At 45.4% G+C, this 25,993-nt stretch carries 18 protein-coding genes; 5 read left to right on the forward strand and 13 right to left on the reverse strand.

Features of this window, described 5'->3' with window-relative positions; all coding sequences use genetic code 11:
• Positions 1 to 185 precede the first annotated feature (185 nt).
• Positions 186 to 1,400: a PQQ-dependent sugar dehydrogenase gene (locus BGK61_RS03395; protein WP_076011210.1), complete on the reverse strand. Its 1,215-nt coding sequence runs from the start codon at positions 1,398 to 1,400 to the stop codon at positions 186 to 188.
• 127 nt (positions 1,401 to 1,527) lie between these two features.
• Here BGK61_RS03395 and BGK61_RS03400 point away from each other — a divergent pair, with 127 nt between their 5' ends.
• The 5 genes from BGK61_RS03400 to BGK61_RS03420 all read left to right on the forward strand — a co-directional run bounded on the left by BGK61_RS03400 (position 1,528) and on the right by BGK61_RS03420 (position 9,363).
• Positions 1,528 to 2,004 (forward strand): hypothetical protein, encoded by a 477-nt coding sequence (locus BGK61_RS03400; protein ID WP_076011211.1) that lies wholly within the window; start codon positions 1,528 to 1,530, stop codon positions 2,002 to 2,004.
• A 112-nt stretch (positions 2,005 to 2,116) separates the two neighbouring features.
• Positions 2,117 to 3,685 carry an AMP-binding protein gene (locus tag BGK61_RS03405; RefSeq protein ID WP_076011212.1) on the forward strand — a complete coding sequence of 523 codons (1,569 nt, stop codon included), beginning with the start codon at positions 2,117 to 2,119 and terminating at the stop codon, positions 3,683 to 3,685.
• 146 nt (positions 3,686 to 3,831) lie between these two features.
• Complete coding sequence (locus BGK61_RS03410) at positions 3,832 to 4,977, forward strand: FIST signal transduction protein (protein WP_076011213.1); 1,146 nt, start codon at positions 3,832 to 3,834, stop codon at positions 4,975 to 4,977.
• Positions 4,974 to 8,270 (forward strand): PAS domain-containing hybrid sensor histidine kinase/response regulator, encoded by a 3,297-nt coding sequence (locus BGK61_RS03415; RefSeq protein WP_076011214.1) that lies wholly within the window; start codon positions 4,974 to 4,976, stop codon positions 8,268 to 8,270. Before BGK61_RS03410 ends, BGK61_RS03415 begins: the two co-directional genes overlap by 4 nt.
• Entirely contained in the window at positions 8,263 to 9,363 is a 1,101-nt protein-coding gene (locus tag BGK61_RS03420; RefSeq protein ID WP_076011215.1) for a response regulator, read from the forward strand. The genes BGK61_RS03415 and BGK61_RS03420 overlap by 8 nt, the downstream gene beginning before the upstream one ends.
• A 57-nt stretch (positions 9,364 to 9,420) precedes the next feature.
• On the opposite strand, the gene BGK61_RS03425 is transcribed toward BGK61_RS03420, so the two are convergent.
• The 12 genes from BGK61_RS03425 to phoB form a co-directional block, all read right to left on the reverse strand.
• Entirely contained in the window at positions 9,421 to 10,770 is a 1,350-nt protein-coding gene (locus BGK61_RS03425) for a tetratricopeptide repeat protein (RefSeq protein ID WP_076011216.1), read from the reverse strand.
• 6 nt (positions 10,771 to 10,776) lie between these two features.
• Entirely contained in the window at positions 10,777 to 11,385 is a 609-nt protein-coding gene (locus BGK61_RS03430; RefSeq protein WP_039234966.1) for an energy transducer TonB, read from the reverse strand.
• Positions 11,386 to 11,388: 3 nt separating this feature from the next.
• Positions 11,389 to 11,796: an ExbD/TolR family protein gene (locus tag BGK61_RS03435; RefSeq protein ID WP_014948289.1), complete on the reverse strand. Its 408-nt coding sequence runs from the start codon at positions 11,794 to 11,796 to the stop codon at positions 11,389 to 11,391.
• Positions 11,797 to 11,828: 32 nt separating this feature from the next.
• Complete coding sequence (locus BGK61_RS03440; RefSeq protein WP_012517279.1) at positions 11,829 to 12,347, reverse strand: MotA/TolQ/ExbB proton channel family protein; 519 nt, start codon at positions 12,345 to 12,347, stop codon at positions 11,829 to 11,831.
• 2 nt (positions 12,348 to 12,349) lie between these two features.
• Positions 12,350 to 13,714 carry a MotA/TolQ/ExbB proton channel family protein gene (locus tag BGK61_RS03445; protein ID WP_076011217.1) on the reverse strand — a complete coding sequence of 455 codons (1,365 nt, stop codon included), beginning with the start codon at positions 13,712 to 13,714 and terminating at the stop codon, positions 12,350 to 12,352.
• A gap of 13 nt (positions 13,715 to 13,727) precedes the next feature.
• The gene (locus BGK61_RS03450) at positions 13,728 to 14,486 is read right to left on the reverse strand and encodes a DUF3450 domain-containing protein (protein WP_014997333.1); all 759 of its coding nucleotides are present in this window, start codon (positions 14,484 to 14,486) and stop codon (positions 13,728 to 13,730) included.
• 207 nt (positions 14,487 to 14,693) lie between these two features.
• Positions 14,694 to 17,390 (reverse strand): TonB-dependent receptor domain-containing protein, encoded by a 2,697-nt coding sequence (locus BGK61_RS03455; protein WP_076011218.1) that lies wholly within the window; start codon positions 17,388 to 17,390, stop codon positions 14,694 to 14,696.
• Between the two features lie 96 nt (positions 17,391 to 17,486).
• Positions 17,487 to 21,557, reverse strand: a complete 4,071-nt coding sequence (locus tag BGK61_RS03460; protein WP_076011219.1) for a beta strand repeat-containing protein — start codon at positions 21,555 to 21,557, stop codon at positions 17,487 to 17,489.
• Between the two features lie 206 nt (positions 21,558 to 21,763).
• On the reverse strand, positions 21,764 to 22,555 hold the full coding sequence (locus BGK61_RS03465; RefSeq protein WP_014997330.1) for a prolyl hydroxylase family protein: 792 nt from the start codon (positions 22,553 to 22,555) through the stop codon (positions 21,764 to 21,766).
• Positions 22,556 to 22,617: 62 nt separating this feature from the next.
• Entirely contained in the window at positions 22,618 to 23,583 is a 966-nt protein-coding gene (locus tag BGK61_RS03470) for a PstS family phosphate ABC transporter substrate-binding protein (RefSeq protein ID WP_076011232.1), read from the reverse strand.
• A 79-nt stretch (positions 23,584 to 23,662) separates the two neighbouring features.
• Complete coding sequence (gene phoR / locus BGK61_RS03475) at positions 23,663 to 24,964, reverse strand: phosphate regulon sensor histidine kinase PhoR (RefSeq protein ID WP_076011220.1); 1,302 nt, start codon at positions 24,962 to 24,964, stop codon at positions 23,663 to 23,665.
• A gap of 96 nt (positions 24,965 to 25,060) precedes the next feature.
• Entirely contained in the window at positions 25,061 to 25,750 is a 690-nt protein-coding gene (gene phoB, locus BGK61_RS03480) for a phosphate regulon transcriptional regulator PhoB (RefSeq protein WP_076011221.1), read from the reverse strand.
• Between the last annotated feature and the right edge of the window lie 243 nt (positions 25,751 to 25,993).

A 25,993-nucleotide genomic window follows, 5' to 3' on the forward strand; every position in this document is an offset into this window, starting at 1 on the left:
TAATTTTCAGTAGGTTATGATTATTGTGCGAGAAAACCATAGTCATTAATTATAAGAATGGTTTGACCAATAAAGATAAATAATAGTGTTGCACTTATGACAGACATTCATTTTATTTATGGTGCTACCAGTACAAATTACCATCAATTTTGAAACAAAATTTCATTTTTAGCGCTTTTGAATGCTTAATCTTCTTTTGGCGACAGTTTAATCACCCTCGCATTCTCGCTGTCAGTTAAAAGAAGAATGTTCCCGTTATGGTCAACTGCAATATCTCGTAACCGCTCGCCCAATTCATCGAAAACCCTTGAAGAAGTATAGGCGTTCGACACTGCTTTAACTACATACAGCGCTTTCGCCTTTAAACTGGTGACAAGTAAGCTGTTGGTCAACATGGGGTATTGAGAATCGGTATAGTAAAGCATAGACGAGGGTGCGATGGACGGTGTCCAGTTTACAATGGGATCCGTCATGCCGGGGTAGGTTTTAAAAGGCGAGATCCTAGCGCCTGAATAGTCTTTCCCAAGCGTAACGACGGGCCAACCATAGTTGGCGCCCTGTTGAAGAAGGTTCACTTCATCGCCACCATCCGGTCCGTGCTCATGCAAAAATATCTGGCCATTGTTGCCCTGTACAAGCCCTTGAGGGTTGCGGTGTCCAACGGTAAAAATGAACGGATTTTCAGGAAAAGGATGATTAACTAACGGCTCGCCGTCTATCGTAAATCCCAACACTTTCCCAAGCTGCGAACTTATAACTTGCGCTTGCTCCCGGTAATCAAAGCCATCTCCTGTCGTGACCAAAAACCCGTGTGTTGCGCCTAAGGCGCTCCCCTCAAGTTGAAGTAGCTTTCCACCATAGTGGACAGGCGTGTCTTTGGTTTGTGCCACTTCTAAAACGGGCTGAAGATTGGTTATACCAGAAGTAAGGGAAAGCTGACCTTTCACTACAGCAAGGCGATTGGCGCGATCACTGCCTTTGGAGTAGCTCAGTAACACATTACTGTCATCAGGGAATTGCGAAGGGATGAGAATGTCTAGAACGCCTCCCTGCCCTTTGGTATACAAGTTATCGAGCATCAAGGGAAATCGCTTACTTTCCCCTTTATTATCGACAATTACCAGTTCACCGTCTCGGGTTACTATCAGTATGTGGGTCTTTGATTGCGACTTGTCTATTACGGTTGCTATGGCCTTTGGAAACAGTAGTGAAGCAATAACATCCTCGGTTACTACTTGCTGAGCAAACTTCTCAACATCAACTTGCTGTGTGCTTGTGCTTTTAGAGGGGGCATTCTCAGAAACAACAGCAGCAGTAGTGTTTGAGGCAAACGCAGGTGACAGCGCACCTCCCCATGAAGCCAACACCAATAGACTATAAAATGCACGCCATGACTTCATTATGATTGTCCTCTTTTATTTATCATACTAAGGTATACCCTATTGCCTCACTAAACATAAATAGACCCCGCTGAGCTTTGTTACTCGTTATGTAATGCATTGTTCATCAGATCTCGGACTATAAAGCATGAACAACCTAATACGACGCGCTATCTTCCAGTTTATCCCATCATGGGCTGTCGGCTTTTTGCTGGCAAGTGTGTTTCATTCTAGTGCTGTTTTAATTGGGCTGTTGCGCATTGAAGTTAAGTTAACCCTTAACGATTGGTTATTCATGATATGGCATGACCTACTCGGTCTCTTACCTACCTATGGCGTTATTATTGCTGCCACCTTGTTGCTGGCATTTCTAATAACTCACTTTATCGTTAACCGCACGGGTTCTCGTATTTCAAAGCAGCGTTTGTCTAGCATTCGATTTACGCTTTTCACGAGCGCAGGAGGATTGTCTTTTCTTCTAATGCTCTTGGCCATGCAGCCCATATTAAATGTAACGCTTATCGCAGGCGCACGTTCCACTCTTGGCCTTTTGGCTCAATGCTTTGCAGGTATTTGTGCCGGCGGGGTATACAGCTACTTAAGTAATAGTTATACAAACAATTAATAAGTGAAAATTATAATGCTTAATAACCTAACACAGATGTAAATGAAAAGTTAAGTTTGCTAATGTAAGGTACAAACAACTACTCCACTTTGCCTTACTAGGAACAAGCAACATGATAACTTATCCCGATAACGTGACCTGTTTAGCCGACTACATTGAAGGCGTTTTGCAAAAGTTCTCCGACAGGCCTGCGTATACGGCACTTGGGCAAACTCTTACGTTTGCTGAAATAGACCGTAAGTCATCTGCATTAGCACGCTACTTTGTACACGAGGCAAAACTCTCACCTGGCACTAAAGTCGCTATACAGCTTCCTAATTTAATTCAAAATCCTATCGTGGTGTATGCGGCGCTGCGCGCTGGCCTTGTAGTGGTTAACACAAACCCGCTCTATACCGAGCGCGAAATGAAACACCAATTTACTGATAGCGGAGCAAAAGCCTTGGTCATTCTTGGAGATTTGCTTCCCAAGTTTACAAGTATAAAAGATGACACCAGCATCGAAACCGTTGTCACTACTTCAGCTACAGAACTTCTCGACCCTAGCGCTGCTCCTCAACTCGATGGCACTGTCTCTTTCACAAAAGCGATTGAGATAGGAGATACCCTTCCTTCATTCGAGCGCCCAACTATTGATTTAGATGATCTTGCCATGCTCCAGTATACCGGAGGTACAACAGGCGTATCTAAGGGCGCAGCGTTAAGTAACAAGAATGTGCTGGCTAACTGTATTCAGATGCTTGACCGCATTGGTGAAGGCTTTAAAGATGGTGAAGAAGTCTTGGTATGCCCGCTCCCGCTTTATCATATATACGCATTCACCGTAGGCATGATGGCACTTTTTGCGAAAGGTACGCATATTATTCTTATTCCAAATCCTCGTGATATAGACGGTTTTATACAAACGCTTAAACCCCACAAAATTTCAGCATTCATGGGTATCAACACCCTTTTTGTAGGCCTTGGTCGACACCCTGAATTTGCAAAACTGGACTTTTCTAAATTGCATCTCACCATGTCTGGTGGCACCGCCCTTACACAAGCTGCAGTTTCCATTTGGCGAGACGTCACTGGCAACACCATAACTGAAGGATATGGATTATCTGAAACCGCCCCGGTTGTCTCGTTCAATATTCCAGGTAAAGAAGAAATTGGAACCGTGGGTCTTGAACTTGAAGGCACTGAAGTGGCGTTATTAGATAGTTCTGATAAACCTGTTGCAAATGGTGAATCAGGGCAGATTGCAGTACGTGGCCCACAGGTAATGCTGGGTTACTGGAACCGAGATGACGAAACAGCCAAAGTGATGACTCCCGACGGCTTCTTTAAAACCGGAGACATTGGAATTCGCACGGAATCTGGCGCTATTAAAATTGTAGACCGATTAAAAGACATGATTATTGTCTCTGGGTTTAATGTTTATCCTAACGAGATTGAAGATGTACTTACTTCACACCCAAGCGTGATGGAAGCAGCGGTGGTGGGTAAACCTGATGAAAAAACCGGTGAACGAGTGTGTGCTTTCATCACGGTTTCAAATGAAGTCTCTACACAGGACGTTGTCGATTTTTGTAAGCAGCACCTCACCAATTACAAAATACCGAAGTCGATTACGATATTAGAAGAACTTCCAAAATCTACCGTTGGCAAGATTTTGCGCAGAGAGCTTCGTTCGGCGTAACCACTAAGCCGTCGCTAGGGCTCCTTTGGCGACGGCGTTTTACGTTAAAAATCAGTTTATTGCTACCAAAGGATGACGGCTAAGAATTGTAAAAAAGTGCAGCTCTTACTATAACTTAGATAAGTCGCACATATTCTCTTTTTGCCATGATTTCCAAGACACTATTTTTTGACAATTTAGATGCGTTAAAGTCGGAGAGTGCGGCGCTAAAAGCCTTTTCTCCCTCGCTACTTATTGCGTTTGCGTCAGCGTCCTTTTTTGAACAAGAACAACTCTACACTACCCTTAAAGATGTTTGTCCTAATGTGATTGGGTGTAGCACGGCAGGCGAGATATCTGGGACAAGAGTTCTTGAATCTTGTATTTCCATTTGTGCGATCCGCTTCGAATCTAACGCTCAGGTGAAGGTGTACGAAACACACCTTGCCGATATGCAGCACTCCAACGGTGCAGGCGCTGCGCTGCTACGCAAAATCGAAAAAAACGGCCTGAAAGGCATATACTTACTTGCCCCGGGCATCGACATTAATGGCTCAGCCCTCATTGAAGGGTTAACCGAGAACTTACCTGAAGGCGTAAGTATTAGCGGAGGGCTTGCGGGTGACAATGGTTCGTTCGAGCAAACTTTCGTTATGCACAACCACGGAGTAAGTACCAGAAGCGTTGTGGCAGTCGCATTTTATGGAGACCAGCTTTCATTCGAATATAGTGCTCATGGCGGTTGGCGTTCTTTTGGCCCCGCCAGAAGTGTGAGCTCCGCTAAGGCGAATGAACTGTTCGCATTAGACAATAAACCAGCCTTGGATATCTATAAAAACTATTTGGGTGAATACGCCAAGGACTTGCCTGCTAGCGGGCTTCTATTTCCTTTCGAAGTGCTTAACGAGGCCGGTACTCCTACTGGAATTATAAGAACTATTCTGGGCATTGACGAAGAAGCAAAAAGCTTAATATTGGCGGGCGAAGTTAATGAAAACCAATATTTGCGTTTGATGCACGCGTCAACAGACGACCTTATAAGCGGTGCACTTGAGGCTATTTCTCCCCTCTCAAAAACCATCAAGTCGGGTGAATCTCAATCGTTGGCACTTGTTACTAGCTGCGTAGGACGCAAGCTGGTCATGGGCGACCGAGTCGAAGAAGAGATTGAGGAAATCGGTCGCAGATTGCCTAAGAATACCAGTATTGCTGGCTTTTACTCCTACGGCGAAGTTAGCCCATCGTCCAACACCTCTCACTGTGAATTACACAATCAAACACTCACTATTATGTTGTTAAGGGAAAAACCTTGAATTTGTTGTTAGAGCGACAGCTAAGACGGGCATTTAATGTTGACGACAAACTGCCCATAGAGCTTTGGCTTGAAAGCCTTACTTCAGAGAAACAAAGCTCGAACAACTTAAGTGATACAAACATTAAGCAGGGCTTAGCAAAGCTTATACCTCGTATCGAAGAAGCGTACGCCTTCCATGAAAGAGACATTAAACTCAGAGATAGAAGCTTACAGATAAGCTCCGAAGAGCTCATTGAAGTAAACAAAAGGATTCGTCAGGAATACAACGACCAGCAGAAGGTTGTTGAAACCCTAAGGCTAGCAGTCAATCAGTTGCTCAATGAAAGAAATAAGCCGCTTATCGACGAAGAGTTCACTAACCTCTCCGATTTGTCGTCTTTAATGTTTGAGCTGATTAGCGAGCAGAAAGAAGCAAATAATGAGCTAATCCTGCAACGCAGGGCAATGGATAAGCATGGGATAGTGGCTACGATCGATCTGAAGGGAACATTGCTGACCGCGAACGACAAGTGCTGCCAACTGTCTGGCTATTCTCGCGATGAGCTTATCGGAAATAATACGTCCATTTTCCGCGTAGACAATATCTCTATTGAGGAACAAATCGAAATAGTAAGGTCGCTTGTTAAAGGAGAGATTTGGCAAGGTGAGCTTAATAGTTACACAAAAATCAATATGCCATGGACCGTATTCGCCACTGTGGTGCCCGTCGTTGAATTTGATAAACGGGTAAACAGGCTTGTCGTTATTTGTACCGATATTTCTGAGCAAAAGCGTTTAGCCAGAAAACTCAAAGACGACCGCGCTTTCCATCAAAGTATTACAGACAGTATTGGCGAAGGCGTATATGCCGTGGATGGGAAAGGCAAAACACAGTTTCTTAACCCAGCTGCATCCAAGTTGTTAGGCTGGACGCTTGAGGAGTTGGAAGGCAGACGCTTTCACGATACGGTCCACTATCAAAAAGGAGATGGCACTCTTCTTCCAAGAGAGCAATGCCCTGTCAATCTCACCATCAGGAGCGGACAGTCATACACATCGTACGAAGATTTCTTCACTAATAAGCGCGGACGCCTGTTTCCCATATCAATAGTTGCCGTGCCCTTACTCGATAAGCATGGAACCCCAGATGGGCATGTTGGTGTATTCAACGATATAAGTGGCCAAAAAGCCGTTGAGCAAAAGCTCCATAAAGCCTATGACGAAGCTCAAAGTGCTAACAAGGCTAAAAGTGACTTCCTAGCCACAATGAGTCACGAAATTAGAACGCCGATGAACGCCATTATCGGCCTTACTCACTTAGCTCTCGAATCTAAAGACAATGAGCAGCGCCAGCAGTACTTAGAGAAAGTTCAGCGCAGCTCAACAGCGCTTTTGGACTTGATAAACAGTATTCTCGACTTTTCCAAAGTAGAAGCTAACAAAATAGACATTGTCGATGAACCGTTCACACTAACAAAAACCATCGACAAGCTTGCACAAGTGTTTCAGGTCAAAGCGCAGCAGAAGCAACTTCAGCTTCTGTTCGATATTCGTTGCAATACCAACACCGAATGTCACGGCGACAGTGAGAAGATTTACCAGGTACTGCTTAACCTTTTAAGTAATGCCATTAAATTTACCGCCACTGGACACGTTATTCTATTAATTGAAAAGCACAATAATCAACTAATGTTCAGCGTGTCCGACACCGGCATGGGAATTAATGACGAGGTAAAATCGAAGCTATTTAAGGCCTTTGTTCAAGCAGATGCCTCAATTTCCAGAGAATATGGCGGTACGGGCCTGGGGCTCGCCATCTGCAAGCGGCTGGTCGAACTCATGGGTGGCGAATTAACACTTGAAAGTAAGGTAGGAGAAGGAAGTTGCTTTTCATTTTCATTGCCTGTTTGTGCAGATGAGGAGCAAGGAACAAACGCAACACTACCCGTATCAGTCCCTGAAAAAGTGCTGTGTATTCAAACACACGAAAGCGTCCGTGAAGGGTGTGAAATTCTTGCCTCGACATTGAACCGATACAATATCCATTGCCAGATAGTCGACCAAGCGGAGGGTCTATTACCGACCAAGTCTACTCAAACCATTGTATTTTTGCCACACGATGAGCAAAGCTGGAACAGCTTTATCAAACACCTACAATTTGGTGAATACAAGGCGCTGAATTTTAATATTTTGATCAGCCCCTTTAATAAGCAAGACGTACAAAAAAGAATGGGAAGCTTACTTCCATCTAACACTAGTATCATTGAACTACCGTTTACCGATACCGAGCTCATTTCTGCGCTATCTCCTCACAAATTATTATTGAGAAAGCGAACCACTGAAGGACTTGAAAGCAAAAAATGGCGAACAAGGCGTCTTCTAAACAAACAAGTGCTTGTAGTAGACGACGATCCTATCAGTGTGGAAATAAGTCAACAGATACTGTCTGACCTGGGTATGAACGTAGTAACCGCCTCGTCCGGTGAACAGGCCCTTTCCTTGTGTGAGGTAACGAGATTTGACGCCATACTCCTAGATTGCTACTTACTAGGCATATCGGGCTATGAAGTCGCCGAACAACTCACACAAAGAGACGGGTGGTTTACGCCAATTATTGCATTGAGTGCCGACGAATCACCGGAGGCTTCAGAAAAGGCGCTTATCGCAGGGATGTGCCAACACTTAGTAAAGCCCGCTACTGCTGATGAAATCATTCATACTATCGACAGCCATATTCATTCCGGCTACGTAGAAATAAATCCTACCAATGCAATGGATGAATTTGTTTCGTCTATGCTTACATTTTACAAAACTTACAGCCAACGTAGCGTTATGTCTGAGTTACTTGATATTTTCCATGCCCAAGACAATTCCTCTCAACTGTTAGGTACGTTGCTTAAAGACGCCCAGCTAATTGGTGCTACAACACTTGAGCAAAGTTTACTCCCGCTTATTGAAACGCGGGAAAGACCTGAAGCCGTTAACGCTAAGCAGGTTACTCAATTATCTTATCAGTTAGACGCAACGCTGCGCTTAATTGCTCACAGTATTGATAAGAGTAGCGCTGCCACTGACCAAAGCGATTACAAGCTAGATACAGAAACACTGCTATCGAGGTTACGTAACGTAGAAGATGCACTTAAAGCTTATGATGCTAAAGCTGTTGAATACATAAATTCATTAGCAGCTAACTACAGCGAGTCTTTATACGCGCATAAAATTAACCGACTAAAACAGCTTGCGACTGTTTATGATTTCGAGAGTGCTCAAGAGGTTATTACGCAACTTATAGGCGATATCACCGATGAATAATCATCATAGTAAAGAACACAGATTCAGCATATTGGTTGTTGATGATGAACCGGCAAATATTGACATACTGCTGGGAATATTAGCCCCTTATTACGATGTTAAAGTTGCTTCTTCAGGGGCGATAGCATTAAAAATTACCCAACAGTTCATTCCCGACTTAATTCTACTCGATATTATGATGCCAGGTATAGACGGGTTTGAAGTGTGCAAAAAACTTAAAACTGATGAAGCGCTCAGCCGAATTCCCATTATCTTCGTTACTGCGCTGACACAGGGAGAAGATGAGGAAAAAGGATTTAAGCTGGGAGCGGTTGATTATATTACTAAGCCCGTTTCACCGAGTATTACTCTAGCTCGCGTCAAAACCCACCTCAGTTTGGCCAATCAGATGCGAGTAACAGAAAACCTTGTAGCGGCGCGCACCGAAGAGTTAAGCAGAAGCCAACAAAGTGCCATCAGCATGTTAGCTGCCGCAGGTCACTACAATGATACTGATACAGGCCACCACGTTTGGCGTATGGCTGCTTACAGTCAATGTCTGGCCCTCGCCTATGGGTGGTCTTACGAAAAAGCATATTTGCTTGCTCAAGCTGCGCCCATGCACGACACAGGAAAAATAGGTATTGCCGACGCAATCCTGAAGGCGCCACGTCGTTTAACCTTAAGTGAAATGGAAATTATGCGCTCCCACGCAGAAATAGGACACCGGATTCTGTCTCAAAGCGATACGCCGCTGTTTAACCTTGCCGCTGAAATTGCGCTATGTCATCACGAAAAGTGGGATGGCTCTGGCTATCCTAATGGCTTGAAAGGCGAAGCCATTCCCGAAAGTGCTCGAATAGTGTCTATCGCAGATGTTTTCGATGCCCTCACCATGAAGAGACCTTATAAAAAAGCGTGGGAAGACGATGATGCCTTTGATCACCTGAAACGAGGCGCTGGCGTGCATTTCGACCCCACCATGGTCGACTGCTTTCTATCGATAAAGGAAGAGATATTAAAAACTAAACGCTACTGGAACCAGCTAGAAGCAGAAGGAAAAATGGCGTCAATGTCTGACCTTTTACCCCAGGTACTTTTCCCTACCGCATAAAAAAGGGTCGAATATTATTCGACCCTTTTAAATGGAGTATTAACGAAAGTACGGTACTTAACTCGTACCTAACTCAGCTGCAATGGCGTCTGCCTGACGTTTTTCGCCCTGCACAAACTGCTTCCACTGCTGTGCCATAGCACGACTTTTCTGATGCTTTTCTGCTTCAGCTAGCTGATTAAGCGCAAGGGCATATTGCTTCTTGTTGTAAAGTGCCATGCCTTTAATCAGGTAAACCAAACCAGGGTTTCTCAAATCGCCCTTTTCAACCGCACGGTCTGCCGCAGCAATTGCCTCGTCAAAGCGCTCTTCATTAAGAAGAATTTGCGCTAACTGTGCATCTAACTCACCGTCTTCAGACAGTTCAGCCGCTTGCATCATAACGGGAATGGCTTTGTCTTGCTCTTTAGCAAGTGACCAGCTTTGGCCTAAGAACTTAAGGTTGCGCAAGTTTTTCTCTAGCACGCCGTCGTTCATCGCCTGCTCCATCAACTTAGCACCTTTGTAAGGTACGCGATGATAGTAATAAAGCTGCGCCATGTTAAACACATCAGCGGATGTATTAACGAACCCTCGCTGATAGGCGGTTTCCATAATAGCCAACTGCTTGCGCTCTTCGCCTAGCTCACCGTACATACCCGCTAGCTGGATCCAATACTTAGGCTCGTCAAACAGCTTCACCATTTTAACCAGAACGTCTTTAACCTTCTCAGGCTGCTTGAGTTCATAGAAAATAGCACGCTGAAGTATTAACCAGCCTTCGTCAGGGATCATGCCTTCCGCTTCGTGATCGGCAACGGCTTCTGAAATCCACGTTGAGGCTTGCTCGTACTGCTTATTCTGGTAGTACGCTTGGGCTTTGATGACTTTGTTTTTCACCGGCACAGGGCCAGCATTAAGACTTTCCCAACGTTCCAAATAAGTGATGGTGTCGTCGTAATTACCCTGCATAAGGTTAAGCTGCGCTAAACTGAAAAGTGTAGTCATTTCGAACTTTTCAGGAATAGGCTGTTGCTCTACCACTTTCGCGAACGATTCCAACGCCTTTGCATAGTCTTCGTTGTTGTAATAAATGAAACCGAAAAAGTTGTACATCATGGCTTTTTCGTAAGCGTTCATAGAGTGAGACTTATCTTCCACTTCTTTCAAAATGGAAATAGCTTCTTCTACATCGCCAGCTTCATCTGCTGCCGTTTGTGCACGGGCTAGTTGCTCGTAGACTTTGCCGCGAAGCGTTGGTACCCGACGGGTTTGCTTATCGCTAGCTTTTATCTCTTGTCCATCTTGCTGCTCAGCCTCTTGCGCTATTGCGTTAGAAACAATGAACATAGTAGGTACAGATACCGTGGCCGATGCAAATGCAAACGCCAGTGCACTAAGCAATGTATTCGTCTGTTTTCTCATCATGATCTGTTACCCGTCTATTTGGAACGAAATACGGTTTTGTACACCAGACACTTCTGTTGCTTCGCCATTTACTACCCGAGGCTTATATTTGAACTTCATTGCCGCATCAATCGCCGCTTGTTCAAAAATACCTGAAGGGTTAGCTTCAACAACAATTGGGTCGCGTACTGCGCCTTGCTTAGTTACTGTAAATTCAACAATAACGAAACCTTCAATACCCCGTTGAAGTGCACGTCGTGGATATACTGGCGCAACCTTAACGATAGGAAGATATTCACCGTCACCGGATTCAAGGGCCAGCCCGCCTTCTAGCGAGATGTCGTCTCCGACTTCAGCACCAAAGTCCATCGACGTTCCTTCTGCATCTGGAGAAGGTGAGTCCATTTGAGGCTGCTCCATTTGCGGTGGCGGCTCTTCAGGCTTAGGTGGCTTCTTCGGCTTACGATCTTTTTTCTCAACCTGTTCATCCTGCTTAACCCTTACGAAGTCAAGCACGCTTCCCTTAGGCGGCTCAGTTAGTGCGCTGCCACCCATCTTGATAAGCGATTGCATCAAGAAGAACAGGCCTAAGGTGATCGCAAGGGAAATAACAAATGCGATTAAATATCGTGGCATGATTTATTGCTCTTGGGCTGCAATCGAAACATCGTAAACGCCAGCGGCTCGCGACGCGTCCATAACCTTAATCAGTGTTTCTGTCGTGGCCTTTTTGTCAGCCTGAATTACGACAGAACCCTGTGGGTTTTCTGCGCGAAGACGCTCAATGTTCGCTTGTACTGCGCGAACGTCGATACGGCGTTTGTTAATCCAAATTTCGCCTTTATCTGAAATAGCGATAAGGATATTAGCGCGGTCCTTTTTCACAGCAGTTGCTGCTTCAGGTCGGTTAACATCGATACCCGCTTCTTTCACAAATGACGCAGTCACAATGAAGAAGATCAACATGATAAATACAACGTCCAGCATGGGCGTCATGTCGATGGCTGCTTCTTCTTCATCGACTAAGTTTTGAAAGTGCTGCTTCATAATAAATACCTTACCTTAACGCTTAGCTAGCATTAACGTTGAATAATCAATGCATCCTCAAGATGCGTGCGTTCTGATTTCACCATACGAGTTAACCAGGTAGCGGCGAATACGCCTGAAAGTGCGCCAACCATGCCCGCCATTGTGGGGATAGTGGCTTTCGATACACCTGAGGCCATTGAACGAGCATTACCTGAGCCCGCAATCGCCATTACATCGAACACTTCAATCATACCGGTAACCGTTCCCATCAAGCCTAGCAGCGGACAAAGCGCAACCAGTGACTGGATAATTGGGATGCTGCCGTTTAGGCGCATGGTTAACTGTGAAATTGTTTTCTGACGAACCTGCTCTGCGAACCAAGAAGAGCGATCGGCACGTGCTGTCCACATTGCTATCGCTTCTTTCTTGGCTTGCTTGTGCCAAACCATCAGATACATCGCACGCTCGAGGATCAAAAGCCACATAACGAATATCAGCAGACCGATGACCAGGAGAACCTGGCCACCTGTTTCTGTGAAATCGCGAATTGCTTCTAGAAACTCGATCATGATTAGCCTCGCTCAGCGCGCTCTGCAATTACGCCAGACGCCTGTTCTTGTAGGATGTACACAATGTTCTTAGAACGTGTGTTAAGCATTGCATAAAGCAGTGTCATTGGAATCGCTACAACTAGACCTAGTACTGTTGTTACAAGTGCAGTTGAAATACCACCTGCCATCAGTTTCGGGTCACCCGTACCAAACAAGGTAATAGCCTGGAAGGTGTTAATCATACCGGTTACCGTACCTAGTAGACCCATAAGCGGTGCTACAACAGAGATAATCTTAATGATAGTTAGGTTGCGACCTAACTTAGGCACTTCGCCTAAAATCGCTTCTGTAAGGTGAAGTTCAAGCGCTTCAACGTCAGCGTCTGGGTGCTCGTCACGTACTTTAAGAACACGGCCAAGCGGGTTGTTAGTGTTAACTTCTTTGCTCTTAAGTTGCTTGTTCACTTTCATGCGAATAAGCGACAGCGTTACAAGACGCTCAAGGGCAAGTAGAAGACCGAACGCACCAACGATAAGAATGATGTAACCTACTACGCCGCCCTGCTCTACACGCTCTTGAAGGTTAGGCGCTTGAACAAGAAGACCTAGGATTGAACCACCCGTTGGGTCGATACCGAACTGTACTAATTCACCGCTTGATGCTTGTAGTTCAGCAGCAGAATCCATGTAACGGTCAGCAGGCTGACGTACAAGTTCAGAAACTGTACCTGTTACACCGTTGTACTCTAGGTATTTGCCATCAGCAACAAGTGCAAAAGGACCTACGCGAACAACAGACTTATTCACTTTTTCACCGCCTGCTTCAACAACGTCTGTCTTGAACGTAGTTACTTTGCCGGCTTCAGTCATTTCGCGCTGCATTTCAAACCAAACGCGCTCAATTTCTTCAATTGATGCTAGCTTTGAGCTTGAACCCATGTCCTGTGCCATTTTATCAAGGAAGTCAGCACGGCCAGGGATTTGTGCAGAAACCACTGAGTTATAGAATTTGTTTTTGGTGTCGCCAGCGATTTGCTGAAGTACACCGAATAGCTCTTTAAGTGAACCAAGACGTGTGTCTAGTGCACCGTTAAGATCTGCTAGTTTGAATTCGTTTTCTTCGAACTGAGTTTCAAGCTTTTCAGATTGCGCAAGCATCTGGTCGCGCTTCTCGCGAGTTTCGCGAAGAATGCGATCTTGCTCTGCACGTTGCGCTTGGAAATCACGCTCGCGCTGTTTGTTTTGCTGAGACTGTGCGAACTGACCTTCTTCTAGTTGCTTAAGAAGTGCGTCTAAGTCCATGGCACGGTCGCTTTGTGCGAAAGCACCAACGCTGATGCTAAGGGCTGCTAGACCAACAGCGATACGTTTTACTGTGTTAAACATTCTCATCAACCTCTTAGTCTGTAATTGCCACTGGCAGCATTAGCAAGTCTGGTGCAAGTTGCTTCTTCGCCATGCGCAGACCTTTTGTAATTTGTGTACGGTAGCTGCTATCAAGCTCTTCCCACTGACGAGTTTGCTTGTTCCAAACACCCTGCATGCTTGCATCACGTGTTTGATAAATTAGCGCTGTACGACCAAGGCGTAGGAATTCAACGTCACGCTCTTGACCGTTAATTGTGTGAATACCGCTGTACGCTTCCATAGTGCGGCCGTAGTCCATCTCTACCTGATACGCTTCCATTACGCGACGGAATTTTTCAGACGCAGCAACGTCGGCACGATCCATCATGGCGCGAAGGTCAGCTACGCGATTTGCGCGCTCTTCAGGAAGGAAAGGTACGTCTAGCGCAACAAACTGCTCTAGGCCGTCAATCATACGCATCATAAGTGGTGTGATTTGACGCTCAACAACAGATACTTCATCGATAGCAGCGTTTAGATCTGCCATTTCTTGTTCTTGGTTATTGATTTGCTTACGAAGCTGAGTGTTATAAACCTCAAGGCCTTCGATTTCTTTCATCAATGTTTTGAACTGTTGAAGTTTGCTGTCGATTTGGTCGGTAATACCGTTAATCTTTTCTTGCGATTTCGCCGCTGACTCGTTTATTTTCGCTGCCTCATCGACAACGGGTTTTAAGACTTCATCGTCTTGTGCAAGCACGGGTGTCGCTGCTAGCGCACCTGCTACAAGCAAGGCATTGATAAGCTTCATACATTCAAACCTTTAAAGTTAAAAGAAATCGGTTTTGTCCGACTATAAATTTCTGCGCGTAGGATAGGAGTTTTCTGTGACAGTTTTATTACGAAACTGTCATAAATCGAAGACTATTGTCACAAATAGAAAAGCCCGGCAGATAAACCGGGCTTAAGATGATTGTTGCTGCTCTCTTTTTAAAGAAGCAGAACTAGGATTATTTTCTTAGAAGTTATAAGTAATTGAAGCGTTTATACCTGTACCTACACTTAGCTTACGCAGCGTAAGGCCTTCTTGCTCAATTTCTTTTTCGTCGTTGAAAATATTTTGTACACGGAATTTAATCGTTGTGTTGAAGTCTGGATAGTAGGTATAAACGGCATCCAAAGAATGGAACGGTTTTTCAATACCATCTTCAAAACCACGCACACCCGGCGCAATAATACGCTCACCAAATGAGTTATAAACTAATGACGCTGAATGCTCACCGTTATCAGAATCCCAACCTAGTTGAAAGTTAGCAACCCATTCTGAGTGACCCACTAGACGACGTTTGTCGTTAGTAATAGTCGCTGTGATTGTACCGCCGTATGCTTCACGAGCCTGCTGAGAGAACAGTGATTCTTGATCGCCACTACCAATGGTTACTTCTGAGTCAGAAAGCGTCATGTTTCCTGATACAAAGAAGTTACTGAAGTTATCACCAATAAAGCCAAGGTCGTGCAAGAATTCAAACTCGATACCGTACAACTCACCTTCCTGACCGTTTGCCGTCAATAGCTGAGGTACACCTTCACCGCCGTCAAACTGCACCATCTCGATAGGGTTTTCCATATCTTTATAGAAGAGTGCAACAGACAAGTTGTTACCTTGTGACATATACCACTCCCAGCGGAAGTCGATATTGGTCAATTCAGTTTCAACCAATGAAGGAGAACCACGTACAAGGAATTCTGTTAGCGGGTCGATAAAGAAGGTTGAGCTGATATCACGTAAGTCAGGACGGATTAGCGTTTGGCTGATGTTAAAGCGATACTGCATTTCTTCACTTGGGATATAAGTGAAAGCTAATGACGGTAGTACATCAGATTCATTGTAGATGCTGTCAATGATGGCATCAGTGTCGTCAGCAAACTTATCCGAGTGCTCGATAAATGGAATCGATACTTGCTGGAAGTCTTCATAACGAGCACCGCCACTTACGCGGAACTTCTGGTTGAAGAATGCATCAACCATGAAATAGCCTGCGGTAAGTTTAGTTGCCGCTGAGTACTTATCACCTGCACCTGTATTGTCCTGAAACACAGAACGACCCGTTGAGCTGGTGTAGAAGTCGTCGTTATAGATATTTTCTTGTGAGAAAATTTCATTCAAACGGCTACCTTCTTTAAAGTCAGAAGAAATACCAAAGTGACGCACCGCTAAGTCAATATTGTTACCGTCACGGGTTTTGTCGTAGTAATCCATACCGGCTTTAAGTTCAACGTCGTAGCCATCGCCGAAGAACGCGGTAGACACGTTGAAGCCATAGGTATCAGACTCATCATAAAGCACCTGATATTGACGGTTTAAGTTAGTTCCTGGCGTATCATCAAGACGCTCAAGCTCTAATGCACCCGACTCATCGTAGAACTGCTGGAATGTTACTTCCATGATATCTGGCGCTTCACGAGACGCACGGCTAGTTCCCACGTACCAATCGAAAAACACACCATCTAACAAGTTAAGGAAGTTGTGCGTGCCTTTAAGCTGTGAAGAAACCATTTCACGCTCTTCAAAAATGATATCCATGCGGCGGAATTCTTCCACGCCAGGGTTAGATTCACTTTCGTCGAAGTAGTATCCATCGCGAACACGGTCTCGCATGTCGTGAAGGATCATGTTCACAAGTTCTACTTTGTGGTTGCTGTTGTACTCGTAACCCACGTTGAACATACCGCTCCAACGCACGTTTTGCTCAGTAGACACCATGTCGCGATATTTAGTGAAACGTGGATTTTCCTGACCACCACCAATATCGTTACCTAACATCTCTTCGGCAACTGTCCATTCGTTGCTGTAAGAAACCGTTGCAAGGAAACCAAGCACAGAGTCGTTGTCGAATACGTAATTGTTACCAATGGTCGTACCCAAGCTGAAGTTCGGGTCTACAGACTTTTCGTCTGGGCCGATGTCCCAGTTAAATGAACTTAGGATATCCTGCGTTTCAGCCAGTGTTCTTGTACGGTCACCCTCGAAGCCTGCAGAACCATTTGCAGCAAGACCCGAGCTGATAATGTCAGGCAGTGCACGGGTACCGTCATCACGACCTGTCCAATCATCGCCGCCACCAGAATAGAAAACACCGGTGTCGCTGTTTTGCGTATTCCAACCGCCACCTGCACTTACGTTAAATACAAATTCAGATGGGATTGATTTAGTACGAATGTTTACATTACCACCACCAAAGTGACCAGGCATATTGGGTGAGTAAGATTTCTGAACGTTCAGGCTTTCGATAATGCTTGAAGGGAATAAATCAAGCGGTACAACCGAGCGCGTAGGATCCGGACTTGGTACTGTCATGCCATTTAGCTGTGTGCTTGAATAGCGCTCACCCAAACCACGAACGTAGATAAATTTACCGTCAACTAGCGTAAGACCTGTTACACGTCGAAGTGCAGCAGCGGCATCGCCGTCACCGGTACGAGAAATTTGTTCTGCGCCAAGAATATCAGCAACGAACGCCTGATTCTGACGTTCTTGTAAAACCGCCGTTGCGGTTCCTTTAAGTCGCGTGCCCGTAGCAACGACTTCTTCAATTACTTCGTCTTCTGATTGCTGTGCTACTGCTGATAACGGTAACGCACTTGCGCCAAGAATGGACGCGATAGCCAGCGAAAGTCCACCGACTTTAAATGCTGACGTTTGATTGTTTTTCATTGTGTAACTCCTAAGAAACTGTAATCAGGTAGCTGCGCTTACACAAAAGCTAAGGCGTTAAAACGCCTTAGCTTTACTGTGTCTCGCATTCACTTATTAGTCTTGAAGACCAACAGTTACCCAACCCAGTGTCCAGTCAGACTCACCGTCGAATGCACCTTGGAAGTCTGTGCTATCAAAGAAAGCATCCAAAGTAGAAGCGTCGAAGCCTGAACCTAATAAAACTGAATTGCTTGCAGGTACGAAACCTGTTGAATCAAAGCCAAGTGCTGCAGTGTCAGCAAGTACACTGTTGCCGTCTTGACCTTCAAACCATGCTTGTGTGCTGTCTGTACCTATTGTATCTGAACCGAAAGCACTCGTAGATGAACATGCTACTGTTGAGTGTGTAACAGTTAGTGAACCTGCTGCTGCATTAGCAATTGACTCGTCCCCATTCACTCGTAGGCAGTTGCTGTAGTTTGCACCACCGGTAACCACTAGGTTTTTGATTGTACCCGCTGTACCGTTGCGAAGACGTACACCGTTTGTATTGTCTGCACCTAAGATTGTTACATTAGATACTGTTGGTGTAGTCAGTGGTGTCCACGCAGGGTTATCTTCGTTGTTGTCAGCTTCGAAGGCATTGTCACCACCCGCTGCGTCTTGCTTGATAACTACGTACTGCGCCTTACCTGTCCAACCGAACGACCAGTCTAGAGAATCGTCACCGATAGCCGTTAGCACTAAGTGGCTTACGTTTACTGTACCGCCGAAGAACTCAACGCCATCATCTAGGTTTTGATGAACTTGAACGAAGTCAACTTCAGTACCGCTACCTACACCCGCAAATGAAATACCGTTTAGCTCATCACCTGCCGCAAGTGCTTTACCTGCGTGCTTCACTATAACGTAGCGTAGTGTACCTGAGTTATCTTCGCTATCTGCACCACCATATAGACCCGCATCACCTTCTGCAGCTACACCACAGTTAGCAAGCTCTGCTTCAGAAGTGTCAGCGTCGTCGCCTGTGTTACATAGGTTTGTTGGTGCGTTACCTAAGATAACTAGACCGCCCCATTGACCAATGGCTGTCTCGCCACCAGTCATATCTTCAGAAGATGTGAAGGTAATTGGCAATGTTGCTGTACCAGCAGCTTCAATTTTAGAGCCGCGACGAACAACTAGGAAATCATCACCGTCTTCGCCGAATACTGTCGTACCGCGCTGAATGTAAAGTGTCGCGCTGTCAGCATTGTCGTTACCTACCGCTGTACGACCTTTAATTAGCCAGTGAGCATCGTTAGTTAGCGATACATCAGCAGTAAATACGGTGTCAGCTGCAAGCTGATACACTGGCTTGTCAGTGATATCAGGGAAGCTAGCAGACACGTCAGTCGCCAAGCCTTGCTCTAGTGCAGTCGTAACGTCAGCCGGAATGCTATCGTTTACCGCAACAGTCCAACCGTCCATCCAGTTGTTGTCACCGTCAAATGCACCGATATAGTCAGTTGCTGCGAAGAAATCATTCTCTTCTGATACATCAACGCCCGCACCAAGAAGTGGAGAGCCAGAGCGAGGTGTAAAGCCATCGTTAGAAAGCATTAGTGCATCAGCGGTAAGTACGCTGTTACCCGTTTGACCTTCAAACCATGCTTGAGTAGTACCGCCACCAATAGTGTCTGAACCAAAGTTATTGCCTGATTCACAAGCAACCACTGAATGTTCTACAGAAAGCTCGCCAGATACTGCGTTAGCAATTGACTCGTCGCCGTTAACACGTAGGCAGTTAGAGTAGCCTTCACCAGCAGTAACAACCAGATTGCGAATGTTACCCGCAGTACCGTTGCGTAGACGTACGCCGTTAGTTGTGTCAGCGCCAACGATAGTCACGTTAGAAATAGTAGGCTTAGTAAGTGGAAGCCACGCTGGGTTGTCTTCGTTGTTATCTGCTTCAATAGCATTGTCGCCACCAGCAGCTGACTGTTGGATATAAACGTTTTGCGCGTTACCTGTCCAACCGAAAGACCAATCCAGTGAATCATCACCGATATCAGTAAGTACAACGTTACGTACGCTAACGGTACCGCCAAAGAATTCAATACCGTCATCAAGGTTTTGGTGAACCTGAATGTACTCAACTTTAGTGCCTGAACCGATACCTGCAAATGAGATACCGTTTAGCTCATCACCGGCTGCAAGAGCGCGACCTGCGTGTTTAACTACTACGTAGCGAAGTGAACCTGTGCTGTCTTCTGGGTTATTACCGCCGTAAAGACCCGCGTCACCTTCAGCAGCCACACCACATGCAGCAAGTTCAGCGTCAGACGTATTTGCATCGTCACCGGTATTACAAAGGTTAGTTGGAGCGTTACCTAGAAGTACAATACCACCCCATTGGCCAATACCCGTTTCGTCACCAATAAGGTCTTGTACAGAGGTAAACGTGATAGGTGCACTTGCTGTACCGTTAGCTTCAATTTTAGAACCACGACGTACTACTAGGAAGTCATCACCTTGCTCACCAAATACAGTTGTACCTTGCTCGATGTAAAGTGTTGCGCTGTCTTCGTTATCGTTACCTACTGCAGTACGGCCTTTAATTAGCCAGTAAGCATCGTTGGTAAGGGTCACGTCAGATGTAAATGTGGTGTCTGCAGCGATTTCGTAAACTGGCTTGTCTAGGTCGAAGTCAGCCGATACGTCTGTTGCTAAACCTTGTGCAAATGCGTTTTGAACGTCAGCTGGGAAACCGCCATTTACGCCTACCGTCCAACCCACCGTCCAGTCTGTGCCGTTAGGGTTGAATGCACCGATATATTGACCGCCGCCAAGCGCAACAGGAGAAGAGGCAGTTGGGAAGTAACCGTTGTCTTCAAGCATTAATGCAGAAGCAGCTAATACGCTGTTGCCATCTTGGCCTTCAAACCATGCTTGAGTAGTGCCACCGTTAATGGTGTCAGAACCAAAGTTGTTCGCAGGTGTTTCACACGCAACAATTGAATCAGTAATTGTAAGCTCGCCCGACTCAGCATTTGCAATCGCTTCGTCACCGTTTACGCGAAGGCAGTTGTTAGCCAGGGTAGAACCGGTAATAAGTACATTTGAAAGTACGCCTGCCGTACCGTTACGTAAACGTACGCCGTTGGTGCCATCAGCACTTACAATAGTCACATTTGAAATAGTTGGCTTAGTTAACGGTAACCAAGACGGATTGTCTTCGTTGTTATCCGCTTCAATAGCGTTGTCGCCACCGTCAGCTGACTGTTGGATATAAACGTTAGTTGCGCTACCAGTCCAACCAAATGACCAATCTAGTGAATCGTCACCGATGTCAGTAAGTACAACGTTACTTACGTTAACTGTACCACCGAAGAACTCAATACCGTCATCTAGGTTTTGGTGAACCTGAATATAGTTAACTGTGGTGCCTGAACCGATACCAGCGAATGAAATACCGTTTAGTTCGTCACCTGATGCCAGTGCTTTACCCGCATGCTTAACTACAACGTACTCTAGCGTACCTGAGTTATCTTCTGGGTTGTTACCGCCGTAAAGACCTGCATCACCTTCTGCAGAAACACCGCAGTTTGCAAGTTCTTCGTCAGACGTATCTGCATCGTCACCCGTATTACAAAGGTTAGTTGGTGCATTACCTAGTAGAACGACACCGCCCCACTGACCGATAGAAGTTTCTTCACCAGTAACATCTTGTACCGATGTCATCACGATAGGCGCTGAAGACGTACCAGATGCGTCAATTTGAGAGCCACGACGAACAACCAAGAAGTCATCGCCATCTTCGCCGATTACTGTAGTACCTTCTTGAATAGTTAATACCGCTGCATCAGCGTTGTCGTTACCAACCGCCGTACGACCTTTGATGATCCAGTGAGCATCGTTCGTTAAGGTCATATCTTGAGTGATAGTTAAATCGGTATCTAAACGATAAACAGGCTTATCTGTAATCGTTCCTGAGAATTCGCTTGATACGTCAGTAGCAAAGCCTAGAGAGAACGGCGTATCTACATCAGGGGTAGTCGGTGTCGTTGGTGTTGTAGGTGTAGTTGGCGTTGTTGGAGTTGTTACTACTTCATCACCTTCATTAATATTGATGTCACCGCCACAGCCTGCAAGGACAAGCGCAGTCGTGATAGCACTTACCTTAAATATGTTACGAATTTCCATTAAATTCTCCAGATTTTTGTAATACGGATTCTAAGGTTTGCTAGAGAGTAAAGGAGATCGGTGACATTTTTGTTACAAACTAAAAAACTTATCGAATTTATTTGAACTTTTTCAGCTTTGAACTAAAGCCAGCGTAAAGCTATTACTTTTCAATTAGATAAAACAAAATTGATTAAAAATAAAACTAAAAGCTTGCCCCAAGGTGTTTAGTTTTTCGTTCTAAACCATTTGGTTATGACAGTTTTGTGACCACGAGTGACAGGTTCTGCAAAATGAATACTGTTAAGGTTGGGGTCGCCAGAGGGCAGCAAATTGTTCCAAAAGAGTGCCATTCCCTTTTTCGGTCTTACTGCAATATCTAGCTTGGTAAAGCGAGTGTGACCGCCGTCACATTCATCATTCAAGTAAATCATACATGTCCATGTTCGCTGACCACGCGATAGACAATGCGTTTTGTACTGCGGGCTTCCTGGAGGAAAGAAGTCGTAGTGAGGTTTGTAATATTCCCCAACATTGTAGTGCTGAGCCTGAATAACTTCCCCTTCTCCCACGCCCAAGCTAAGTGTTGAAACAATGCGACTATCAACGTCTTTCACTAGCTTATTACCGAGAAAGGCTAATTCACATGTTGAAGAGGTTCTAATGTCATCAGCGCTAGCGGCTCCCGCCAATTTAGAGGGCGCGAGTTTATCTTTGGTCAACGCAACAATGTCGTCACACTCTTGGCTGCTCAAGAAGTCATCGTACGCAAAGAGCTGAATGTCACTGGGTTCGGCCAGAGGCTTAGCCTGTTCGACGCGGGTAATAGCGCTTTTTGCTAGCTTCTCGTAGAAACTTGAAGAGGGAGAAAACTGATAATTAGTGGGTAAATTGGCGCCGAGCACTTTTTTAATAGTGTCGGGAGAAAAACCGTTTTCCGCTAGCGTTGTCACGATCGTTGGCACAGCTGTCCCTGATAGCAGGCATTTGACTACCCATTGTTTCCACGCTGGCGGCATATACGACACAGTTTTATCCTTTGCTTTTAACGGCGAGTGATGCGACTTCTACATTCGTTTTTCTATTCCAATAATCGGCGCTGGCGCACAAGCACGTCTTCACGAATGGGGAAATATCCGTCTCTTAACACCTGCTGCTGCCCTTCCTGTGACAAGATATAGCGCAAAAACTCTCTTTCCAGAGTAGGTAAAGGCTCACCGGGCTTTTTATTTATCACCAAATAAAGAAATCGGGCAAACGGATACGTTTCGTTGCGTACCGTATCAATTGAAAGAGGGATTAAGCTGTCTAGCGACTCACCTAAAGGCAGAGCGCGAACACCTGCAGTCTTATAGCCATAAGCGGCATAGCCAATCGCACCCGTACCGCTGGCCACAGACAATACTACAGAAGCAGAGCCTGGTTGCTCATTCACCGTATTCTTAAAGTCACCATCGCACAGCGCCATCACTTTAAACAAGCCGTAAGTACCCGATACTGAATTTCGACCGTACAACCTAATAGGAGAACGATAGCCTATATCGTCAACGCCGAGCTGAGACCAATTGGTAATGGCGGTATTGCCACCACAAAACTGGGTTTCAGAAAACACCGCATCAACTTGCTCAAGGGTCATACCCGGCAGCGGATTGCGTCTATCCACAAAAATGGCGATGGCATCCATTGCCACTTTTAATACCGTAGGCGGGTAACCGTGTGTTCGCGTGAAGTCCCGTATTTCACTGGGTTTTAATTCTCGGCTCATAGGGCCTATGGTGGCAGTACCTTCAATAAGTGCTGGCGGTGCGGTGGATGAACCTGACGCTTGTATTTGAAAGCCTACCTGAGGATAGAGGGTTTTAAATTCCTGTGACCAAAAGGTCATTAAGTTTGCCAACGTGTCTGAGCCAACTGAGGATATTTTTCCTGCAACCCCAGGCTTGCGCTCATAAGCGGGAACTTGATAAGCGCTCGAAGCGGTGAGTGAGCTTTGCGTATCTTGGGCGATAGCGTATGTTGCTAAAGATAAAAACAAGCTTACAACCAAAAGTAGGCTTGAAAGACTACAGTATTGCCCTTTCACCTTGTCATGTCTTTTGCTCACCAACGTTTCTTGCCTCTTAAGGTTACAGCTGTTCTGCAATCAACTCATTGTCCAGCACGAACGAAAATTTACTACCTTCCCCTATCGTGCTGGTTATGTCTAAACGGGAATTATGATGACTTAATACATGTTTTACAATGGAAAGACCTAAGCCTGAACCGCCCGTCTTACGTGAACGCGCTTTATCCACGCGATAAAAGCGCTCGGTAAGGCGGTTAAGGTGATTGGGTTCAATACCATCTCCGTTATCGACCACAGAAAAGTGCGCACCATTTGGCTTGCGACGCCAGTACACATTAATTTCACCACCAGCTGGCGTGTAGTGCACCGCGTTGAATACAAGGTTTGAGCAAGCACTGCGCAGTTCGGTCTCTACACCGAAGACATAGAGTTCTTTGTCGATGTGGAAGTTTATTGTGTGGTTTTTCTCTTTATTAAGCGCCTGCGCTTCTCTTTCCACTTGTGCCAGGACAACTGGAATATTCACAACATTTTCGTAAATGCGTTCCGAACTTGCCTCAATGCGCGACAGTACCAGCAAATCTTCTATCAGGTTTTGCATGCGATGAGTTTGCGATGTCATTTCTTTCATCGCTTTTTGCATGAAAGGGTCGGAGTCTTCATCAATAGGAAGAATTTCAAGGTACCCGTTAATGACCGTCAGCGGCGTACGTAGTTCATGAGACACGTTCGCCACAAAGTCTTTGCGCATCTCTTCAAGCTGAGACACTCGCGTTATGTCACGGGCAATTAGCAGCAAGTGCTCATCGCCATAAGGCATAATCCGGTATTCGAAGGTTTTGTTGGGGTTAGTAGGCGACGGTACTTCAATAGGATATTTATAATTCCCTGCGTGAAAGTACTGAATAAATTCCGGGTGGCGCAACAAGTTGTCAATTCTACGCCCAGAATCTTGTGGCCATTTAAGCCCTAAATCCAGCCGTGCAAGGCGGTTACACCAGATGATACATGCCTTGGCATCAACCACCACCGCTGCATCAGGCAAGGCTTCAGAGCCCTCTCTAAAGCGCTTTACTAATTCGCCAAGCTCTTTACGCTTATTGCGATTACGACGCTGAAGGTAATAAATACCCTCATAAATATGTTCCCACACGCCACGTACGGTAGGCGGAGACATTTTACGACTGTGCCATAACCAGCGATTTAGCTTGTAAAGGTGCCAATAATTAAACAGCAATAGCAGTGTTGCACCGATAGCAACAGCGAATAACATGTCTTCCAGATACCACCCGACCAGCGCAAAAACCATAAGGAATAGCACTAAGCGCAATGTACTTCTCAACCAAGAGAACGGGTAATACATGAAATAACTCGCGTTGTTAAAGGTAGAAATAGGCCATGCTCAGATGGCGCAAAGATGTTAAGGGAATAACCCCGTTACCCCCTATACTTTTAATTATTACAGTTTGGTAGAAAAACGGTAACCCGCGCCACGTACAGTTTGGATCATAGCATCATGTCCGTGACGAGAGATAGCTTTGCGCAAGCGTCGAATATGCACGTCTACCGTCCTGTCTTCTACGTAGACATTGGTGCCCCACACATTGTCTAACAGTAATTCTCGACTGTAGACACGCTCCGGATGCGTCATAAAGAAGTGCAACAACTTAAACTCAGTAGGCCCCATTTCGAGCGGCTCATCATTTGCCATTACGCGGTGAGATACTGGCTCTAGTTTAAGACCATTGAATTCAATAGGCTCCTCACTTGATGTAGGCGTTACCCTACGCATTACTGCTTTGATTCTTGCCACAAGTTCCTTCGGCGAGAATGGTTTAGTAACGTAGTCATCTGCACCTGCATCTAACCCACGAATTTTGTCTTCTTCTTCGCCACGGGCTGTAAGCATGATGACGGGAATGTCACGAGTAAACTCGTGCTGCTTTAAACTTTTAGCTAGCTGTACACCGCTTCCCCCCGGCAACATCCAATCTAATAAGATCAAATCTGGGTAAGGTTCGCAAATTTTTTCTTGCGCGATGTCGAAATCTTCGGCTTCAATAATGTTAAAACCAGACTGCTCAAGCACAAACTTAAGCATTTCACGGATAGGCGCTTCGTCCTCAACCACCAACACTGTACGAGACATCGTAATATTCCTGCTCATTTTTAAACGCCGTTATTATTAATGTGGTCTGTGACAGTTTTATTAAAACGATTACATTTATGTGTCAAGTTTAATACAGGCTTGTTCCAAAGTTTAAATACATAATCTTGTTTATTCATACGATTACGCATATTCTTGAAATTACATAAAATCGACGGTTATTGTTGCAAAGGTGAGCAACGGGTAAGCGCCGTTGGTAATTCAAAAGGTCTGATGTAACAGGGG

It is taken from the genome of Alteromonas abrolhosensis, assembly GCF_001953635.1.
In the GTDB taxonomy this organism is placed as follows: domain Bacteria; phylum Pseudomonadota; class Gammaproteobacteria; order Enterobacterales; family Alteromonadaceae; genus Alteromonas; species Alteromonas abrolhosensis.